The organism is Chromobacterium fluminis, assembly GCF_011602385.1.
GTDB lineage: Bacteria > Pseudomonadota > Gammaproteobacteria > Burkholderiales > Chromobacteriaceae > Chromobacterium > Chromobacterium fluminis.
Genome location: NZ_JAAOMA010000073.1, coordinates 1 through 14,283, shown reverse-complemented (window position 1 = coordinate 14,283; position 14,283 = coordinate 1). Strand labels below are relative to the sequence as shown.

The following is a 14,283-nucleotide window of genomic DNA, read 5'->3' as shown; positions in this document are numbered from 1 at the left end:
GCACCTATCGGCATTACTGGCAAATGCCCACGCCCCGTAAGGATTACCCCGCCGACAGCGCCTACGGCCGCGAATGCGCGGCCCACCTGCTGCAATGGATGAAGGACAACCGCGAATACGTCGGCAAGGGCTTGCTCAGCCGTGTGGCGCGCGACATCGATTTTGACGACCGCGACGGACGCGGTCAGTGGATGGGTTTCTTCAACTATCTGGAAATCATGATGCTGTTGGGCGCCGACCGGGTCCGGGTCTATCGTCATGTCGATAGCCAACATCAGCTCTACCGGGCGCTGGGACAACGGCTCAGCCTGGAAGCGCGTTTCCGCCGCATCCGCCTGCGCAATCGCTGACCTAAGCTGGTGGGTATCGCTATGCTCCACCCACCCTACGCAAGGGCGGTTTGTAGGGTGGGTGGAGCCGATAGGCGATACCCACCAAACCTCGCCATCGGAACCCAAGGAGGTATCCCGACACCGTTTGCCGCCTGGCCGGCGCACGCAAAAAAGCGGGGCAGCCAAAAGCGGCCCCGCTTGATTCCTGTGTGCTAGAGCGTCAGGCCCCGCTCCAATGCCGTATCGCCGATGCGAGGCGGCATTGAAGCGTTGCTTACTGGCCGTGCTTCTCCTCGCCCAGCTTGTCCAGATAGCGCAGGATGCGGCCGCTGTCTTGCTCCAGCTTCTGCATCCGCTCGACGATTTCCTGCTCGTCCAGCGGGCCTTCCTGATCAAACACCGCCAGCGCGGCGCCGATGTGCTGGCTGGCTTGCTGCTCGGTGGCCGCCAGCTCGCTCCAGGAACGGGTCTGGCCGAAGGATTGCTGGCCTTGCAGCTGCAGCCAGCCTTGCAGTTCGCTGCCCTGCTCCAGCGGCTTGGCTTCCTCTATCGAGTGGTAGGCGGTCTGCTTGAAGATCACATGCCCCACTTTTTGCAGGCTGAGCTGGGATTTGTCGTGCACGCGGCTCACCTGCGCCATCACCTGCTGCGACTGCTCCACCTGGGAGTTGAAGCGCAAGCGGAAGGTTTCCACCGATTCCTTGACCTGGCTGGCCACATTGCCGGCGGCGCTGGCCTGGGTCTGCATATTGCCGATGCGCAGCGACAAGTTTTCCAGCACGTCCTGCACATTGTTGGCGGTGCTCTTGCTGCGCTCGGCCAGCTTGCGCACTTCGTCGGCCACCACGGCGAAGCCGCGGCCGGTTTCGCCGGCGCGGGCGGCTTCGATGGCGGCGTTCAGCGCCAGCAGGTTGGTTTGATCGGCGATGGCGGAGATGTCGGCCAGCGAGGTTTCTATGCCCTGCCATTCCTGGGCCAGCGCGGTGCTGGCGGTGTCCATGCTGCTGACGCTGTCGGCGATGGTGTCCAGGTGGCCGGACAGCTGTTGGGCGGTTTCCAGGCTGACGCGCGCGCCGTCCGCGGTGTCTTGGGTGATGGCGGCCACGTCGGCCATGGCCTGGCTGATGTCTTCCAGGTCGCTCTGGTTGCTGGCCAAGTCCTTGCGCAGGTGCGGGTTGTTGAGCGCGGCCAGCTGCGAGGAGAGGCGGTTGCGGCGGATGTAGCCGTCGTTGTCGGCCATGGTCTGGATGGCGTGGTTGACGCTGCCCAGCGAGCTGGCCAGGATGCCCGGCAGGCCTTGGCTCAGCGGGCGGCGGCTGTAGTCGCCGGCGCTGATGGCCTTGAAGCAGGTGTTGATTTCCTTGAAATAGGTTTCGATCAGGTCCAGGAAATCATTGAGTTGCCAGGCCAGCTTGCCCACTTCGCCCAGGTTGCGGGTGCCGGTGGCGCGGTGGTGCAGTTCGCCGGAGCTGGCGTAGCCCAGTTGTTCGTGCAGGGTGTTGAGCAGGCCGAAGATGCGGCCGCTGTGGCGCCACAGCAGCAGGGACAGGGCGATGGAGGCGGCCAGCAGCAAGGCGTCCACGATGCGGCTGACGATTTCCGGGAATAAATAAGCGTCCAGCAGCGAGAAGGCGACCAGCAGGTTGAAGCTGATGATGCACCAGCCCAACTGGGTGCGCAGGAAGGGCGGTTTGTTGTCGTGGTTCATGCGGCGACTCCCGGCGCTTGCAGCACCTGGGCGTTGAGGGACAGGATGAAGTCTTGGTAGCTGACGCCTTTGTCCGCCAGCACTTGCTGCAGCCAGGCCACGGAGGCGTCCGGCGCGGTGGCTTTGTTGTGGCTGGCTTCTATCTGGCGCATCTGGGCGTAGACCGGTTCTATGGCGGCGATGGCTTCCTGGCTGGGCGGGCGGCGCACGGAGTAATAGCCTTGCAGTTGGCCGCGCAGGTCGTAGTCCGGGGTGACGTTGGCCAGCACCCAGTAGTAATCGCCGTTTTTGCTGTGATTTTTTACCACGGCGAAGAATTCCTGGCCCTGTTGCAGGGTTTTCCACATCAGGCGGTAGGCGCCGCGCGGCATGTCGGGGTGGCGGATCAAGTTGTGCGGCTTGCCCAGCAGTTCGTGCTCGGCGTAGCCGGCGATGCGCATGAACACGCGGTTGGCGTAGGTGATGTGGCCGGTGGGGTCGGTCTTGGTGATGATCAGTTCATGAGGAGCGAGCCGGATTTCCTTGCTGGCCGTGCCGGCGGCGGGGTGCGTCATGGTCTGTTTCTCTCTTATTTGTCGATTGCATAACCTCAAATGTTCATTTTCGGCCACTGGCCCAGTAGGGGCAAGCGTTTATTTATTTGTACTGACCGTGTTTGGCGCGCTGCTGCTTAAATTACTTCTTAATAATCCAGTTCTTACAAAAACAAAAAAGGACGCCTGTGGCGTCCTTGTGTGTGGCCGAGACACGGGCCTCAGATCGTAAACCGGCTCTCGGAATGTGTTTACGATCTCGCGAGCTAAGGCGAGACAAGGCGAAAACGAGCGAAAAAGCGGAATGTACAGGTGGTACATGAGCATTTTGAGCTCGGTTTCAACGCCGTATCGCCGACGCGCAGCAGATCGTAAACAGGTTCTCAGAGTTTGACGATCTGGCGGACTTGGGTCACGCAAGCGCGGGCGTCTTCTATCAGCTTGGCGAATTCCGGGCTGTTGATCTCGGCGTGGCTGAGCCAGCGCACCTTATTGCTGATCCGGTACTGGACGCGGATGCCGGCCGGGGTCTGCTGCTGCTTGGCGTTCACTTCGTACCAGGGGGAGCTCACCTTGCATTCAAAGGCCGGCTGGATGGCCTTGGCGCCCTTGAGCAGCACATCGGACTGCATGGCGCTGGCGTCGCCCAGGTAGACGTCGGCCAGGTTGCCGTTGCGCTTGTAGTTGTCGAAGCTGTCCCACACGCCTTTGAAGTGGGAGTCGTAGAGAAACAGGCCGGAAATCTTCTCCAGCATGCGCGGGTCGCGCACGCTCATGCGCAACGGGTAGACCGAGGGCACCATGAAGGAGGTTTTGTCGCGCTGGACCTTGCAGCCTTCCGGCTGATTGCTCAGCCGGTTGCACAGGCTTTGGTCGGTGGCGCTGACGCCCTGGTAGCGGTCTTGCAGAATGGTGTCGATCAGGGCGGAGTTGGCCAGTTCGATGTCGGCGCTGACATCGGCGCCGCCGTCGGCTTGCAGCGCGTTTTCGCGCTTGATGTTCAGATCGGTGCGCGCCGGTTCCATCGGCACCTGGGTCTGGCTGACCACGCCGTCCTTGCCGATGATGAAGGCCCAGCGGTCTTGCAGGTCCGACATGATGCGGCCGGGCTGGAAGAAGGGGTTGGTGGGGTCCAGCCACCAGGTCTGACCGGCGATGTTGGCGCGGACGATCATGTGGTTGGGCGCGCCGACGCCGGGCAGGAGCAGCGGCGGGGCGAACTTGCCGCGGTAGATCAGCACCGGTTCGGCGGCGATGCCGGCGCGGCGCAGCATGGCGGTCAGCAGGGTGGAAAGGTCTTTGCAGTCGCCGTAGCCGTGTTTTTCGATTTCCGCCAGCGTGAACGGCACCAGACCGCGTTCCGCCAGCCGGGTGTCGTTGAGGTAGCGGTAGTTGCGGTTGATGTGCTGCATGAAGGCGGCCGTCTGCTCCGCGGCCGGCTTGCCCTGGTTGGCGGCCACCACGGCGGCGGCGGCCGGCGGCAGCGGCGCGGCCAGGATTTCGTTGTAGCGGCGGGCGTGGGCGCCGAAATGGTCTTGCGGCTGGTCCGAAGTGGCGATCACCAGCTGCGGCCATTCGCGCAGCGCGCTGTTGTTCCATTCGTTGATGTAGTTGAGGTAACGCGGCCGGCGCAGCGACACCTTGACGCGCTTGCGGTCCGCGCTGGCGTCCACCGTGTAATCGTCCAGCATCATGCCGCGCCAGATCAGCGGGCGCGTGGACTTGAGGTCGAAGTTGAAGCTGTCTTCGCGCGCTTTTTGCGGGCCCAGGTCCAGCTGGTAGCGCAGCTGGCGCACTAAGGGCTGCGCCACGCTGTGGGTCTTGATGCGGTAGGACACGGTGCTGCCCACCGACAATTCCGGGAAGGCCATCCAGGTTTGCATGTCGCGGCTGACGCCGGCGTCCGGATTGGGCGCGGCGCGGGTTTCAATCTGGGATTTGCCCAGCTTGATCACTTTGCCGTTGGGCTGGATCACTTCGGCCCGTTCCACTTGCATGCGGTCTTCGGCCGGGTAGGTGAAGTCGATGCGGGACAGTTGTTCGCGGCCGGAGGGGTGCAGGATGGTGAATTGCTTGCTGGTGACGCAGTCCAGGCTGTTGTCTTTATTGTGCTGGCAGCTGACGGCGGTTTTGACCGCCAGCGGCGCTTCGCTGACCGGTTGCAGCGCGGCGGCGCTGAAGCTGCTGTAGAGGCCGGCGGCCAGCCCGAGAGTGAGTGTACGCATATTGGAATCGAAAAGTGTGATGTGGCTGTGATGATTATACGGCGCGAGGGCGGTGAAAACGCGCATCCGGCGTCCGCGCCGCCGGATGGGGTCAAGCATTCCATCTTCGCATATTAGCGCTTTCGAATGTGTGTGCTTTTTGTGTCGCTGTCGAGCCTGTCCACGGCCACGCGGACAAGAGCGGGGCAAGACGGCGAATGGTCAAGGGACGCTCACGGCGCGGCCCACATCCGCAGCAGATTATGGTAGTTCGCGGTCAGCGCCACCAGGGCTTCGTTGTCGCCCAACTGCAGGCGCAGGTTGGAGATCGCCGCGTCCATGTCGAACAGCAGTCGGCGCTTGCCGTCGTCGCTGATCATGCTTTGCACCCAGAAGAAGGAGGCCAGCCGCGCGCCGACGGTGACCGGTTCCACGCGGTGCAGGCTGGTGGACGGGTAGAGCACCATGTCGCCGGCGTCCAGCTTGACGCTGTGGCTGCCGTAGGTGTCTTCAATCACCAGTTCGCCGCCTTCGTATTCGTCCGGGCGGCTGAAGAACAGGGTGCAGGACACGTCGGTGCGCACCCAGCCGCCGTCGAAAGGGTGGCGGCGCACGGCGTTGTCCACATGGTTGCCGAAGTCCATGCCGGCCTGGTAGCAGTTGAACAGCGGCGGGAAGATTTTGGCCGGCAGCGCGGCGGAGAAGAACAGGCCGTTGCGTTGCAAGGCGCCTTCCACCATGGCCTGCAATTGTTGGGCTTCCGGCAATTGCTGCGGCAGTTGCAGATTGCGTTTGACCTGGGCGGACTGCTGGCCGGCGGTGATGCGGCCGTCGGCCCAGTCGGCGCGGGACAACAGTTCGCGGCCCAGCGCCAGTTCTTCGGCGTTCAGCACCGCGGGGATGTGCAATAACATGGGGTCTCCGTATGAGGCTCAGCCCCCGGCGAACCGGGGGCTGGAGCCGGCTTGGAACCGGTTTACGATCTGCTGCGCGTCGGTAGAGACATTGTGCGATGGGCGCCGGCTTCGAAGCGCTCATGCGCCATCGGCGTATTTCGTTTTCTCAGCCGCAACGCCTTGTCTCGCCCTGGCGCGCGAGATCGTAAATAGGTTCTTAGTACTTGAAGCTGACCGTCAACTGCGCTTCGCGCGGGGTGCCCAGCGTGGCGTGCGCCGGGTAGCCGCCGTCGAAGTAGGTCTTGTTGGCCAGGTTGTTCACATTCAGCTGCACCTTGTACTTGCGGGTCTCGTAAGCCAGCATCGCGTTGGCCACGGTGTAGGCCGGCAGGTAGTTGGTGTTGGCTTCATGCGCGTAACGCTTGCCCACATGGGTCAGGCCGAAACCGCCTATCACTTCTTCGGTGAACTTGTAGGTGGTCCACAGGTTGGCGGTGACCTTGGGCGTGTAGCGCGGCATATTGCCTTCGGTGCCGGCGGCGCCCAAGGCCGGCGGCGCGGCCTTGTCGATGCGGGATTTCATCAGGGTGAGGCCGGCGAAGACATCCCAACGCTCGGTCAAGCGCCCGGCGCCTTCCACTTCCACGCCGTCGGTGTGGCGCTTGCCGGACAGCAGCACGGTGTTCTGGTCCAGCGGGTCGGTGTTGCGTTCGTTGGTCTTCTCGATGCGGAACAGCGCCGCGCGCAGGCTGGCGTCGCCGTCGAACAGATCCCACTTGGCGCCCAGTTCGATATTGCGGTTTTTTTCCGGGTCCACTTTGGCGGTGGCCTTGTCCAGCGCGTAGGCCTCGCCCGACGGGTTGAACGAGGTGCCGTAGCTCAGATAGTAGGACTGGGCGCTGCTGGGCTGCCAGATCAGGCCGCTGCGCCAGCTCCACACATTGTCGGTGCGGCTGACGTCGTAGCTGCGGCTGGGGTCCTGGCTGACGGAGCCGTCGCGGTTGCCGGCGCGGATCTTGTAGTCGCCGCTGAAGCGGTCGAAGCGAGCGCCCACCACGGCCTTCCACTGCGGGGTCAGCTCCAGCGTGTCCATCGCGTACAAGCCGATATTGCTGGCGTCGAACTGGGTGTTGCTGCTGCGGTAGCGGCTGAGGTCGACGGGCACGCCAGGGTCCGGCGCACCCACGGTGGTGCTAGGCGGAGTGTTGAACAGGATGTAACGGTTGGTGTCGGATTTTTCCTTGCTCAGCTCCAGGCCGGTCAGCAGGGTGTGGCGCACGCTGCCGGTATCGAACTTGCTGACCAGATCGGTCTGGTTGTTCCACGACCAGTCGATGCCGTCGCGCATCGGCTTGCTGCGGCACATCGTGGAGTTGGGGTCGACGACTTGGCCGCTAACCGCGTCGCCGCAAACATAGCGTCCGGTCCAGGTTCCGCCTTGGTTGGCTGGTTTATTCAGTTGTTTTGATGGATTGCGCGGCGCCGTCGGCGACACATCGCGCCAGAAGCGGTTGAAACGCAATTGGTTGCTCAGCACCAAGTCGTCGCTGAAGCGGTGGGTGAGCTTGGCGGTGAGGATGTCGGTCTGGGTTTTCTCGAAGTCGCTGTTCAGGCCGTAGAAGCGGTCGCGCGGCACGTCGATGGGCTGCTGGGTGTTGGCGTTGAACGGGATGCCGTAGTCCGGAACATTGTCTTCCTTCTGGTGGAAGTAGGACAGCACCAGGGTGGTGGGTTCGCCCAGGCCGAAGGCCAGCGATGGAGCGATGCCGAAGCGTTGGCTTTTCGCCGGGCCGCGGTCGCTGCCGTCGTCGGTGGCCATCAGGTTGACGCGCATCGCGGCGCTGTCGCTGAACGCCTGGTTGATGTCGAAGGTGGAGCGAGCGAAGCGATTGCTGCCGACGCTCATTTCTCCCGCCACCAGAGAGCCGGCGAACGGCGTCTTGCTGGCCTGGTTGACCACGCCGCCGGTGGAGCCGCGGCCAAACAGCATGGAGCTGGCGCCCTTCAGCACTTCCACTTTTTCCAGGTTGAAGGTGTCGCGGTTGTACTGGCCGATGTCGCGCATGCCGTCCAGATAGGTGTCGGTGAAGGCGGAAAAACCGCGAATCACCACCTGGTCGCCGGTGCGGCCGCCTTCGCCGGCGGCGAAGGTGATGCCGGGCACGTTGCGCAGCGCGTCCTTCAAATTGGAGACGGCCTGGTCTTCCAGCAATTGCTTGCTGAGCACGGTGACCGATTGCGGGATGTCCTTCAGCTTCTGGTTCAGCTTGCCGATGGCGCTGGATTCGGTCTTCAGGCTGCCGCGCACCGGCGTTTCGCCTTCCACGCGCACGATTTCCAGTTTGGTGGGCGCGTCGGCGGCCAGGACCAGTCCGGGGGAGAGGGCGGCGGCGAGCATGCCGGCGCCGATTTTCGCGGGCAACTTGCGCGCGACGATGCCGCTGCCGCGGCTTGGGGTGGGTCGATGTTCCATCAGGGTTCTCATTTCGTGTCGTTGTTATCATCGCCGGCCGGCTGAGGCCGGCTCAGCTTTGCCTTACTGCGCGCCTCTCCGGCCTTGTCCGGGCAAAGAGCGGACAAAGGCCCCCCTGGTCTGCGCGGCGGCAGTCCATGGAATAGAAGAAGAGGAATGAGGGGCCGGCGCGAAATAGCGGCTGGATAAGCGGCTGCGCGCTGGCGGATACGGGACGCGGATCTCGCGTCTACTGCGGCTCAGGGGCCGGCAGAGTCCTCAAGCAAACCAATGGCGTGGGCTTGCGTGACGGCTCTTCGCGAGCTGCCGGCGGGTGCCGGCCATGCTCGCACGGCGGTCGCTACGGCGCTTCGGTGGCGAAGCCTATCTTGCTGATGCCCCCTTGCTGGGCGCTGGCCAGGGTTTTGGCCACGGTTTCGTAACGCACGCTCTTGTCCGCGAACAAGTGCAGCTCCACTTGCGGGTTGTCGCGGGCGGCGGCGGCGAAGCGTGCGTCCAGCTCGCCTTCCGGCACTTTGACGTCGTTCCAGAACACCGCGCCGGCAGCGTCTATGGCCAGGCGGATTTCCTTGGGCTGGCTCTGCTGCGCGGCGGCGCTGGCCTGCGGCAGATCCAGCTTGACGGTATTGGTCAGCAGCGGGGTGGTGATGATGAACACCACCAGCAGCACCAACATCACATCCACCAGCGGGGTGGTGTTGATGTCGGCCATCGGGGCGGAGCCGCCCTTGTCGAAACTACCGAAGGCCATCGATCTCTCCGGACTGAGTCAGCAGCTGGGCGTGCAGATCGTGGGCGAAGTAGTCCATGTCCTGAGCCATGATGCGCTGCATGCGGGTCAGGGCGTTGTAGGCCAGCACCGCGGGGATGGCGGCGGCCAGGCCGGCGGCGGTGGCCACCAGCGCTTCGCCGATGGGGCCGGCCACCGCGGCGATGGTGACCTGGCCGGCCGCGCCGATGTTCACCAGCGCGTGGTAAATGCCCCATACCGTGCCGAACAAGCCGATGAAGGGCGCGGTGGAGCCCACCGAGGCCAGCACGGTCATCCCGGTTTCCTGCTTGCCGTTTTCCTGGGCCAGGCCCTTGCGGATGGCGCGGGTCAGGAATTCGTCCAGATCGCAGCTCTGGCCCAGCGGGCGCTCAGCCTGGCTGCGGTAGTGGCGCAGCGCGGCCAGGCCCTGGCGGGTGAGGTTGGCGAAGGGCGCGCGGGAATCCTGCAGCTGGGTTTCCGCCTGTTTCCAGTTGGGGGCGTCCCACAGCGCGGCCTCGGCCTGCTTGTTGGCGCGGCGGATATGCCAGGTGCTGACGCCGCGGACCAGGATCAGGTACCAGGTCAGCACCGACATCAGGACCAGGATCATGAACACCGTGACCAGCACGGCGTCCCCTTGATGGAATACAGTCATTAGATTCATGATTTTGCAGACTTCAAAGAAAATTCAACGGGAACGATAAAGGTGTAGGCGATGGCTTCATTGCCGCGCTTGGCCGGGGTGAAGGTCCACTTTTTCACCGCCGCCACGGCGGCGCGGTCCAGCCGCGGGAACCCGCTGCTGTTGGACAGCGCCACATCCAGCGGCTGGCCTTGGGCGGACACGTGCACCCGCAGCTGCACGGTGCCGGTTTCGCCTTCCTCGATGGACAGCGCCGGATAGGCCGGCTTGGGATTGTTCAGATAGCCGCCCCGGTACATCGGCTCGGTGATCGAGGGTTTGGCGTCGGCGGACTGGCCGCGGGAACTGCCGCCCTCGGCGGAGCTGGCAGCCGGGCTGGGCTTGCTTTCCGCCGCCGGGGCGGCCGTGGGCACGCTGATGGCCTTGGCGCTGGGCGCGGCCGGTGTGGGCGTGGCCATCACCTTGGGTTTGACCGGAGCCGGTTTCGGTGTCGGAGTGGGCTTGACCTGCGGAGTCGGCTTTTTCTCAGGCTTGGGCTGCTGCTTGGGCGCAGCCGGCGCGGCGGCCTTGCTAGGCGCGGCCAGGCTGATCATTTCCATACTGGCGACGCGCGGCAGAGTGATGGGCGCCTGCATCGCCACTGCGCCGCCCATCAGCGCGAAGGCCAAGGCATGCAGGCCCACGGTGCTGGAGAGCGCCGAGTATTGAAGAATTCGCTGGTTCATGACGGTGATGATAATACAAACTATTCTCATTATCCAAGCTGGAAAACGCGTATACCCTAATGTCATTGATATGGGTAAATAAATGACGGGAAAAGGATTTTGCCAAGCGCCGCGCCAGCCGGCGCGCCGGAGCGTTCCGACGCTTGCAATCCATGGTTTTGCCTGCATATCTTGCAGCATTGGCCACGGCGGAGTGTCGGTGGCGACATTATTGGAATACAAAACATGCAACAGTTCGACGGAACCACCATCGTGTCCATTCGCCGCGGCAATCGCGTGGCGCTGGGCGGGGATGGCCAGGTCACTCTGGGCAATATCGTGATCAAGGCCTCGGCGCGTAAAGTGCGCAAGCTGCACGGCGGCAAGGTGCTGGCGGGCTTTGCCGGCGGCACCGCCGACGCCTTCACGCTGATTGAGCGTTTTGAAGCCAAGCTGCAGAAGCATCAGGGCAACCTGCTGGTGTCGGCGGTGGAGCTGGCCAAGGATTGGCGCACAGACCGCATGCTGCGCCGGCTGGAGGCGATGCTGATCGTCGCCGACAAGAACAGCACCCTGATCATCACCGGCAACGGCGACGTGCTGGAGCCGGAACAGGGCATCGCCGCCATCGGCTCCGGCGGCGCCTACGCGCAGTCCGCGGCGCGAGCGCTGTTTGAGAACACCGATCTGCCGGCGGAAGTGGTGGTGAAGAAATCGCTGGAGATCGCCGGCGACATCTGCATCTACACCAACCACAACCATGTGATCGAGCTGTTGGACGAAGCCGAAGAGCCGGAAGGCAAAGAGTCGGAAGCCAACTAAGCCGCATTCAAGAATCAAATCGCCGGGAGCGTTGCTTCCGGCTGGAGAAAGTCATGACGCAAATGACCCCGCAGGAAATCGTCCACGAGCTGGACCAGCACATCATCGGCCAGAACGCGGCCAAGCGCGCGGTGGCGGTAGCTCTGCGCAATCGCTGGCGTCGCCAGCAAGTGGCCGAGCCGCTGCGCAGCGAAATCACCCCCAAGAATATTCTGATGATAGGCCCCACCGGCGTGGGCAAGACCGAAATCGCCCGCCGTCTGGCCAAGCTGTCCGGCGCGCCCTTCATCAAGATAGAAGCCACCAAGTTCACCGAGGTCGGCTATGTCGGCCGCGATGTGGACACCATCATCCGCGACCTGGTGGAAGTGGCGATCAAAGAGACCCGCGACGCCGCCATCAAGCGCAACCGTCCGCGCGCGGAAGACGCGGCCGAAGACCGCATTCTGGACGTGCTGCTGCCGCGTCCGCGCCAGCAGGCCGGTTTCTTCGGCGGCGAGTCGGAAGGGGAAGCCAAGCCGGAAGACGGCGCCACGCGTCAGAAATTCCGCAAGATGCTGCGCGAAGGCGCGCTGGACGATAAAGAGATTGAAATCGAAGTCGCCGCGCCGGCGGCGCAAATGAATGTGATGGCCCCGCCGGGAATGGAGGATTTCGCCAGCCAGCTGCAAGGCATGTTCCAGGGCCTGGGTTCCGGCAAGAAGCAGGCGGCCAAGATGAAGGTGACGGAAGCGCGCAAGCAATTGATCGACGAGGAAGCCGCCAAACTGGTCAACGACGAGGAACTGCGCGCCGAAGCGCTGAAGAACGTCGAGCAGAACGGCATCGTGTTTCTGGACGAGATCGACAAGGTCACCAGCCGCAGCGAAGGCCAGGGCGGCGCCGACGTCTCGCGCGCCGGCGTGCAGCGCGACCTGCTGCCGCTGGTGGAAGGCACTACCGTGTCCACCAAGTACGGCATGGTCAAGACCGACCACATCCTGTTCATCGCCTCGGGCGCTTTCCAGCTGTCCAAGCCGTCGGACCTGATCCCGGAGCTGCAAGGCCGTCTGCCCATCCGCGTCGAGCTGTCCTCGCTGACCGTGGACGACTTCAAGGCCATTCTCACCAGCACCAACGCCTGTCTGACTCGTCAGTATCAAGCGCTGATGGCGACCGAGGGCGTGGAGTTGGACTTTGTCGACAGCGGCATCCAGCGTCTGGCCGAGATCGCCTGGCAGGTCAATGAAAAAACCGAGAACATCGGCGCGCGCCGTCTCTACACCGTGATGGAAAAGCTGCTGGAAGAAGTGGCCTTCGACGCCAAGGCCGGCCGTTGCGAAATTGACGCCGCCTATGTCGACAGCAAGCTGGAACAAGTGGCCGAGCGCGAAGATCTGGCGCGTTACGTGCTCTGATCCACTCCTTTATATATATAGAAACGCAAACGGCGGCCCTAGGCCGCCGTTCTCGCATCCGCGTTAGCGCGCCTCGCATGCCGGTTTGGCGGGAGGAGGCACGGCCGCCAAATCGCGGAAGGCCTCCGGATGCCGCCTCCAATACCAATCCTTCACCTCCTCGTGATCCAGTTCCAGGAACGCTTTCAAGCCGGGCAATAGCAGCATGGGCGCCACGGTGGCCAAATGCAGCAGCGCGAAAATCAGGTAGACCCGCTCCAGCGGCAGCACATGCAACAGCGCGCCGGCCAGCGCGGGCCCCAGCATCGATCCTATTTTCACCAGCATCACATTGATGGCGGAAAAGCGCGCGCGGTAATTCTCCGGCACCGCCAGCGTGCGGTGAGTTTGGCCTATCAACTGGTTCAGCGCGAACATCAGCCCCATCACCGCGAAACAGGCCAGGATCACCCAAGGGTTGTCGCTGATCGCCACCACCAGCATCAATACGCCGCAGACCAGCATGCCGATGGTGCGCGCCTGGTAGCGGCTGAAGCGGCGCAGCAAGACATGAGTGAACCAGAGCGAGCCCAGCAACATGCCGGCGCTGATCGCCGCCTCGCAACCGCCCAGCCAGGCGGCGGACAAACCCAGCGCATGCAGCTTGACCGGCAGCAAAGTCGTCACCAGCGGCATGAAGGCCACCAGGGTGACGAAGACCGCCAAGGTCCAATAGCGTTCTAGCGGAATGCGCCAGCGCGCGTACAGGCCGCTGCGGATATCCTCCAGCCAAGGCTGGCGCACGGCGTCCGCGGCGCGCGGCGGCACGCGCACATATAAGGAAGCCGCGGCGGCCACCACCAGCAGACAGGCGTAGGCCAGCAGAGTCAGGGTGGGGCTGGTTGCCGCCATCAAGCCGCCGCCCAGCACCGGGCCGATCAGATTGCCCGCCGACTGCGAGCTTTTCTGCAAGGACAGCGCGTCGCCCAGCCGGGCCGCCGGCACCATCTCGGCGGCGATGCTGAGCATGGACGGCAGTACGATGGACCAGGCCAGCATGGCCAGCGATTCCACCGCGATCACCCAGCCGATGCGATACCAACCCAGCGCGGCCATCAAGGCCAGCAGCAGCGCGCTTAACATCGCCAACAGCATGCCGCCGCCAATCAGGCGGTTCTTGGGCAGGCGATCGCCCAAGGGCGCGGTCAGCGGCAGCGACAGCAGCATCACTAAAGCGGTGATAGAGCCGAACCAGGCCATATCGCGCGCGCCGCCGGACTGCACCACCCACCAGCTGATGGCGACATAGCCGGCGCCCATCGCCAGCCCGCTCAACACATCGCTCAGCATCAAGGCGTAAAACGGCGTGGGCAGTCCCTCTAATCTTTGACGCAAGGTTTGCTGCATGGACGTTTCCTGAGCGATGGGATGCGCTCAGCTTAACAATTAATGCCTTAGGCATAAAGTCTGCGTCGAATAATTTGCCGGAAAGCGGGTTTTTCGGAAAAACCGGGGGAAATCTGCCCGCTTTCGCAGCTTATCTGCCGGCGGCAACAAGCTGGGAAGCCTTGTTTTCCGGCTTGCCCAAAAGTTCTTGTAAAATCCTTTCTGAATGATTTCTATTTAAATCATGAGCTTAGGTCGTTACATCTTAAAAACCCCATCTTTTTTCAAAATAGGTGTTGACGGAGCAAGGGCTGTAACGTATATTTCACCTCCTCAGCAGACAACGCAGCGGCGGAAACGAAGCGCAGCGATCTGCACCGCTCTTTAACAAAACGAATAACCGATAGGTGTAAGTGCTCGGTCGATGACCAAACACTTGCACTGCAAGACGAGAG

At 63.2% G+C, this 14,283-nt stretch carries 12 protein-coding genes; 3 read left to right on the top strand and 9 right to left on the bottom strand.

Annotated features, from left to right (window positions below):
* Positions 1-350: hypothetical protein (locus HA052_RS25830; RefSeq protein WP_206119059.1), on the top strand; the 350-nt coding region annotated here is incomplete at its 5' end.
* A 256-nt stretch (positions 351-606) separates the two neighbouring features.
* Here the strand turns inward: HA052_RS25830 and HA052_RS28070 are convergent.
* The 8 genes from HA052_RS28070 to HA052_RS25790 all read right to left on the bottom strand — a co-directional run bounded on the left by HA052_RS28070 (position 607) and on the right by HA052_RS25790 (position 10,265).
* A complete protein-coding gene (locus tag HA052_RS28070) occupies positions 607-2,040 on the bottom strand; it encodes a methyl-accepting chemotaxis protein (RefSeq protein ID WP_166454236.1) in 1,434 nt (477 codons plus the stop codon).
* A complete protein-coding gene (locus HA052_RS25820) occupies positions 2,037-2,594 on the bottom strand; it encodes a PAS domain-containing protein (RefSeq protein WP_043641032.1) in 558 nt (185 codons plus the stop codon). Before HA052_RS25820 ends, HA052_RS28070 begins: the two co-directional genes overlap by 4 nt.
* A 362-nt stretch (positions 2,595-2,956) precedes the next feature.
* Complete coding sequence (locus HA052_RS25815; protein ID WP_166454235.1) at positions 2,957-4,798, bottom strand: DUF3857 domain-containing transglutaminase family protein; 1,842 nt, start codon at positions 4,796-4,798, stop codon at positions 2,957-2,959.
* 212 nt (positions 4,799-5,010) lie between these two features.
* Positions 5,011-5,691, bottom strand: coding sequence for a Fe2+-dependent dioxygenase (locus tag HA052_RS25810; protein ID WP_166454234.1), 681 nt, complete (start codon positions 5,689-5,691; stop codon positions 5,011-5,013).
* 199 nt (positions 5,692-5,890) lie between these two features.
* Positions 5,891-8,146, bottom strand: coding sequence for a TonB-dependent receptor (locus HA052_RS25805; protein ID WP_166454233.1), 2,256 nt, complete (start codon positions 8,144-8,146; stop codon positions 5,891-5,893).
* Positions 8,147-8,486: 340 nt separating this feature from the next.
* Positions 8,487-8,897 carry an ExbD/TolR family protein gene (locus HA052_RS25800; protein ID WP_048415369.1) on the bottom strand — a complete coding sequence of 137 codons (411 nt, stop codon included), beginning with the start codon at positions 8,895-8,897 and terminating at the stop codon, positions 8,487-8,489.
* Positions 8,884-9,561 (bottom strand): MotA/TolQ/ExbB proton channel family protein, encoded by a 678-nt coding sequence (locus tag HA052_RS25795; RefSeq protein WP_166454232.1) that lies wholly within the window; start codon positions 9,559-9,561, stop codon positions 8,884-8,886. Before HA052_RS25795 ends, HA052_RS25800 begins: the two co-directional genes overlap by 14 nt.
* Entirely contained in the window at positions 9,558-10,265 is a 708-nt protein-coding gene (locus HA052_RS25790; protein ID WP_166454231.1) for an energy transducer TonB, read from the bottom strand. The genes HA052_RS25795 and HA052_RS25790 overlap by 4 nt, the downstream gene beginning before the upstream one ends.
* A 225-nt stretch (positions 10,266-10,490) precedes the next feature.
* Here HA052_RS25790 and hslV point away from each other — a divergent pair, with 225 nt between their 5' ends.
* Entirely contained in the window at positions 10,491-11,066 is a 576-nt protein-coding gene (gene hslV / locus HA052_RS25785; protein ID WP_166454230.1) for an ATP-dependent protease subunit HslV, read from the top strand.
* A 53-nt stretch (positions 11,067-11,119) separates the two neighbouring features.
* The gene (hslU, locus tag HA052_RS25780) at positions 11,120-12,463 is read left to right on the top strand and encodes an ATP-dependent protease ATPase subunit HslU (RefSeq protein ID WP_166454229.1); all 1,344 of its coding nucleotides are present in this window, start codon (positions 11,120-11,122) and stop codon (positions 12,461-12,463) included.
* A gap of 63 nt (positions 12,464-12,526) precedes the next feature.
* Here the strand turns inward: hslU and HA052_RS25775 are convergent, their stop codons facing one another.
* Positions 12,527-13,849: an MFS transporter gene (locus tag HA052_RS25775; RefSeq protein ID WP_166454228.1), complete on the bottom strand. Its 1,323-nt coding sequence runs from the start codon at positions 13,847-13,849 to the stop codon at positions 12,527-12,529.
* Positions 13,850-14,283: the final 434 nt, after the last annotated feature.

Coding starts and splice junctions, on each gene's coding strand:
- HA052_RS28070 (WP_166454236.1), bottom strand. CDS start 2,040: ATGAACCACGACAACAAACCGCCCTTCCTGCGCACCCAGTTGGGCTGG.
- HA052_RS25820 (WP_043641032.1), bottom strand. CDS start 2,594: ATGACGCACCCCGCCGCCGGCACGGCCAGCAAGGAAATCCGGCTCGCT.
- HA052_RS25815 (WP_166454235.1), bottom strand. CDS start 4,798: ATGCGTACACTCACTCTCGGGCTGGCCGCCGGCCTCTACAGCAGCTTC.
- HA052_RS25810 (WP_166454234.1), bottom strand. CDS start 5,691: ATGTTATTGCACATCCCCGCGGTGCTGAACGCCGAAGAACTGGCGCTG.
- HA052_RS25805 (WP_166454233.1), bottom strand. CDS start 8,146: ATGGAACATCGACCCACCCCAAGCCGCGGCAGCGGCATCGTCGCGCGC.
- HA052_RS25800 (WP_048415369.1), bottom strand. CDS start 8,897: ATGGCCTTCGGTAGTTTCGACAAGGGCGGCTCCGCCCCGATGGCCGAC.
- HA052_RS25795 (WP_166454232.1), bottom strand. CDS start 9,561: ATGAATCTAATGACTGTATTCCATCAAGGGGACGCCGTGCTGGTCACG.
- HA052_RS25790 (WP_166454231.1), bottom strand. CDS start 10,265: ATGAACCAGCGAATTCTTCAATACTCGGCGCTCTCCAGCACCGTGGGC.
- hslV (WP_166454230.1), top strand. CDS start 10,491: ATGCAACAGTTCGACGGAACCACCATCGTGTCCATTCGCCGCGGCAAT.
- hslU (WP_166454229.1), top strand. CDS start 11,120: ATGACGCAAATGACCCCGCAGGAAATCGTCCACGAGCTGGACCAGCAC.
- HA052_RS25775 (WP_166454228.1), bottom strand. CDS start 13,849: ATGCAGCAAACCTTGCGTCAAAGATTAGAGGGACTGCCCACGCCGTTT.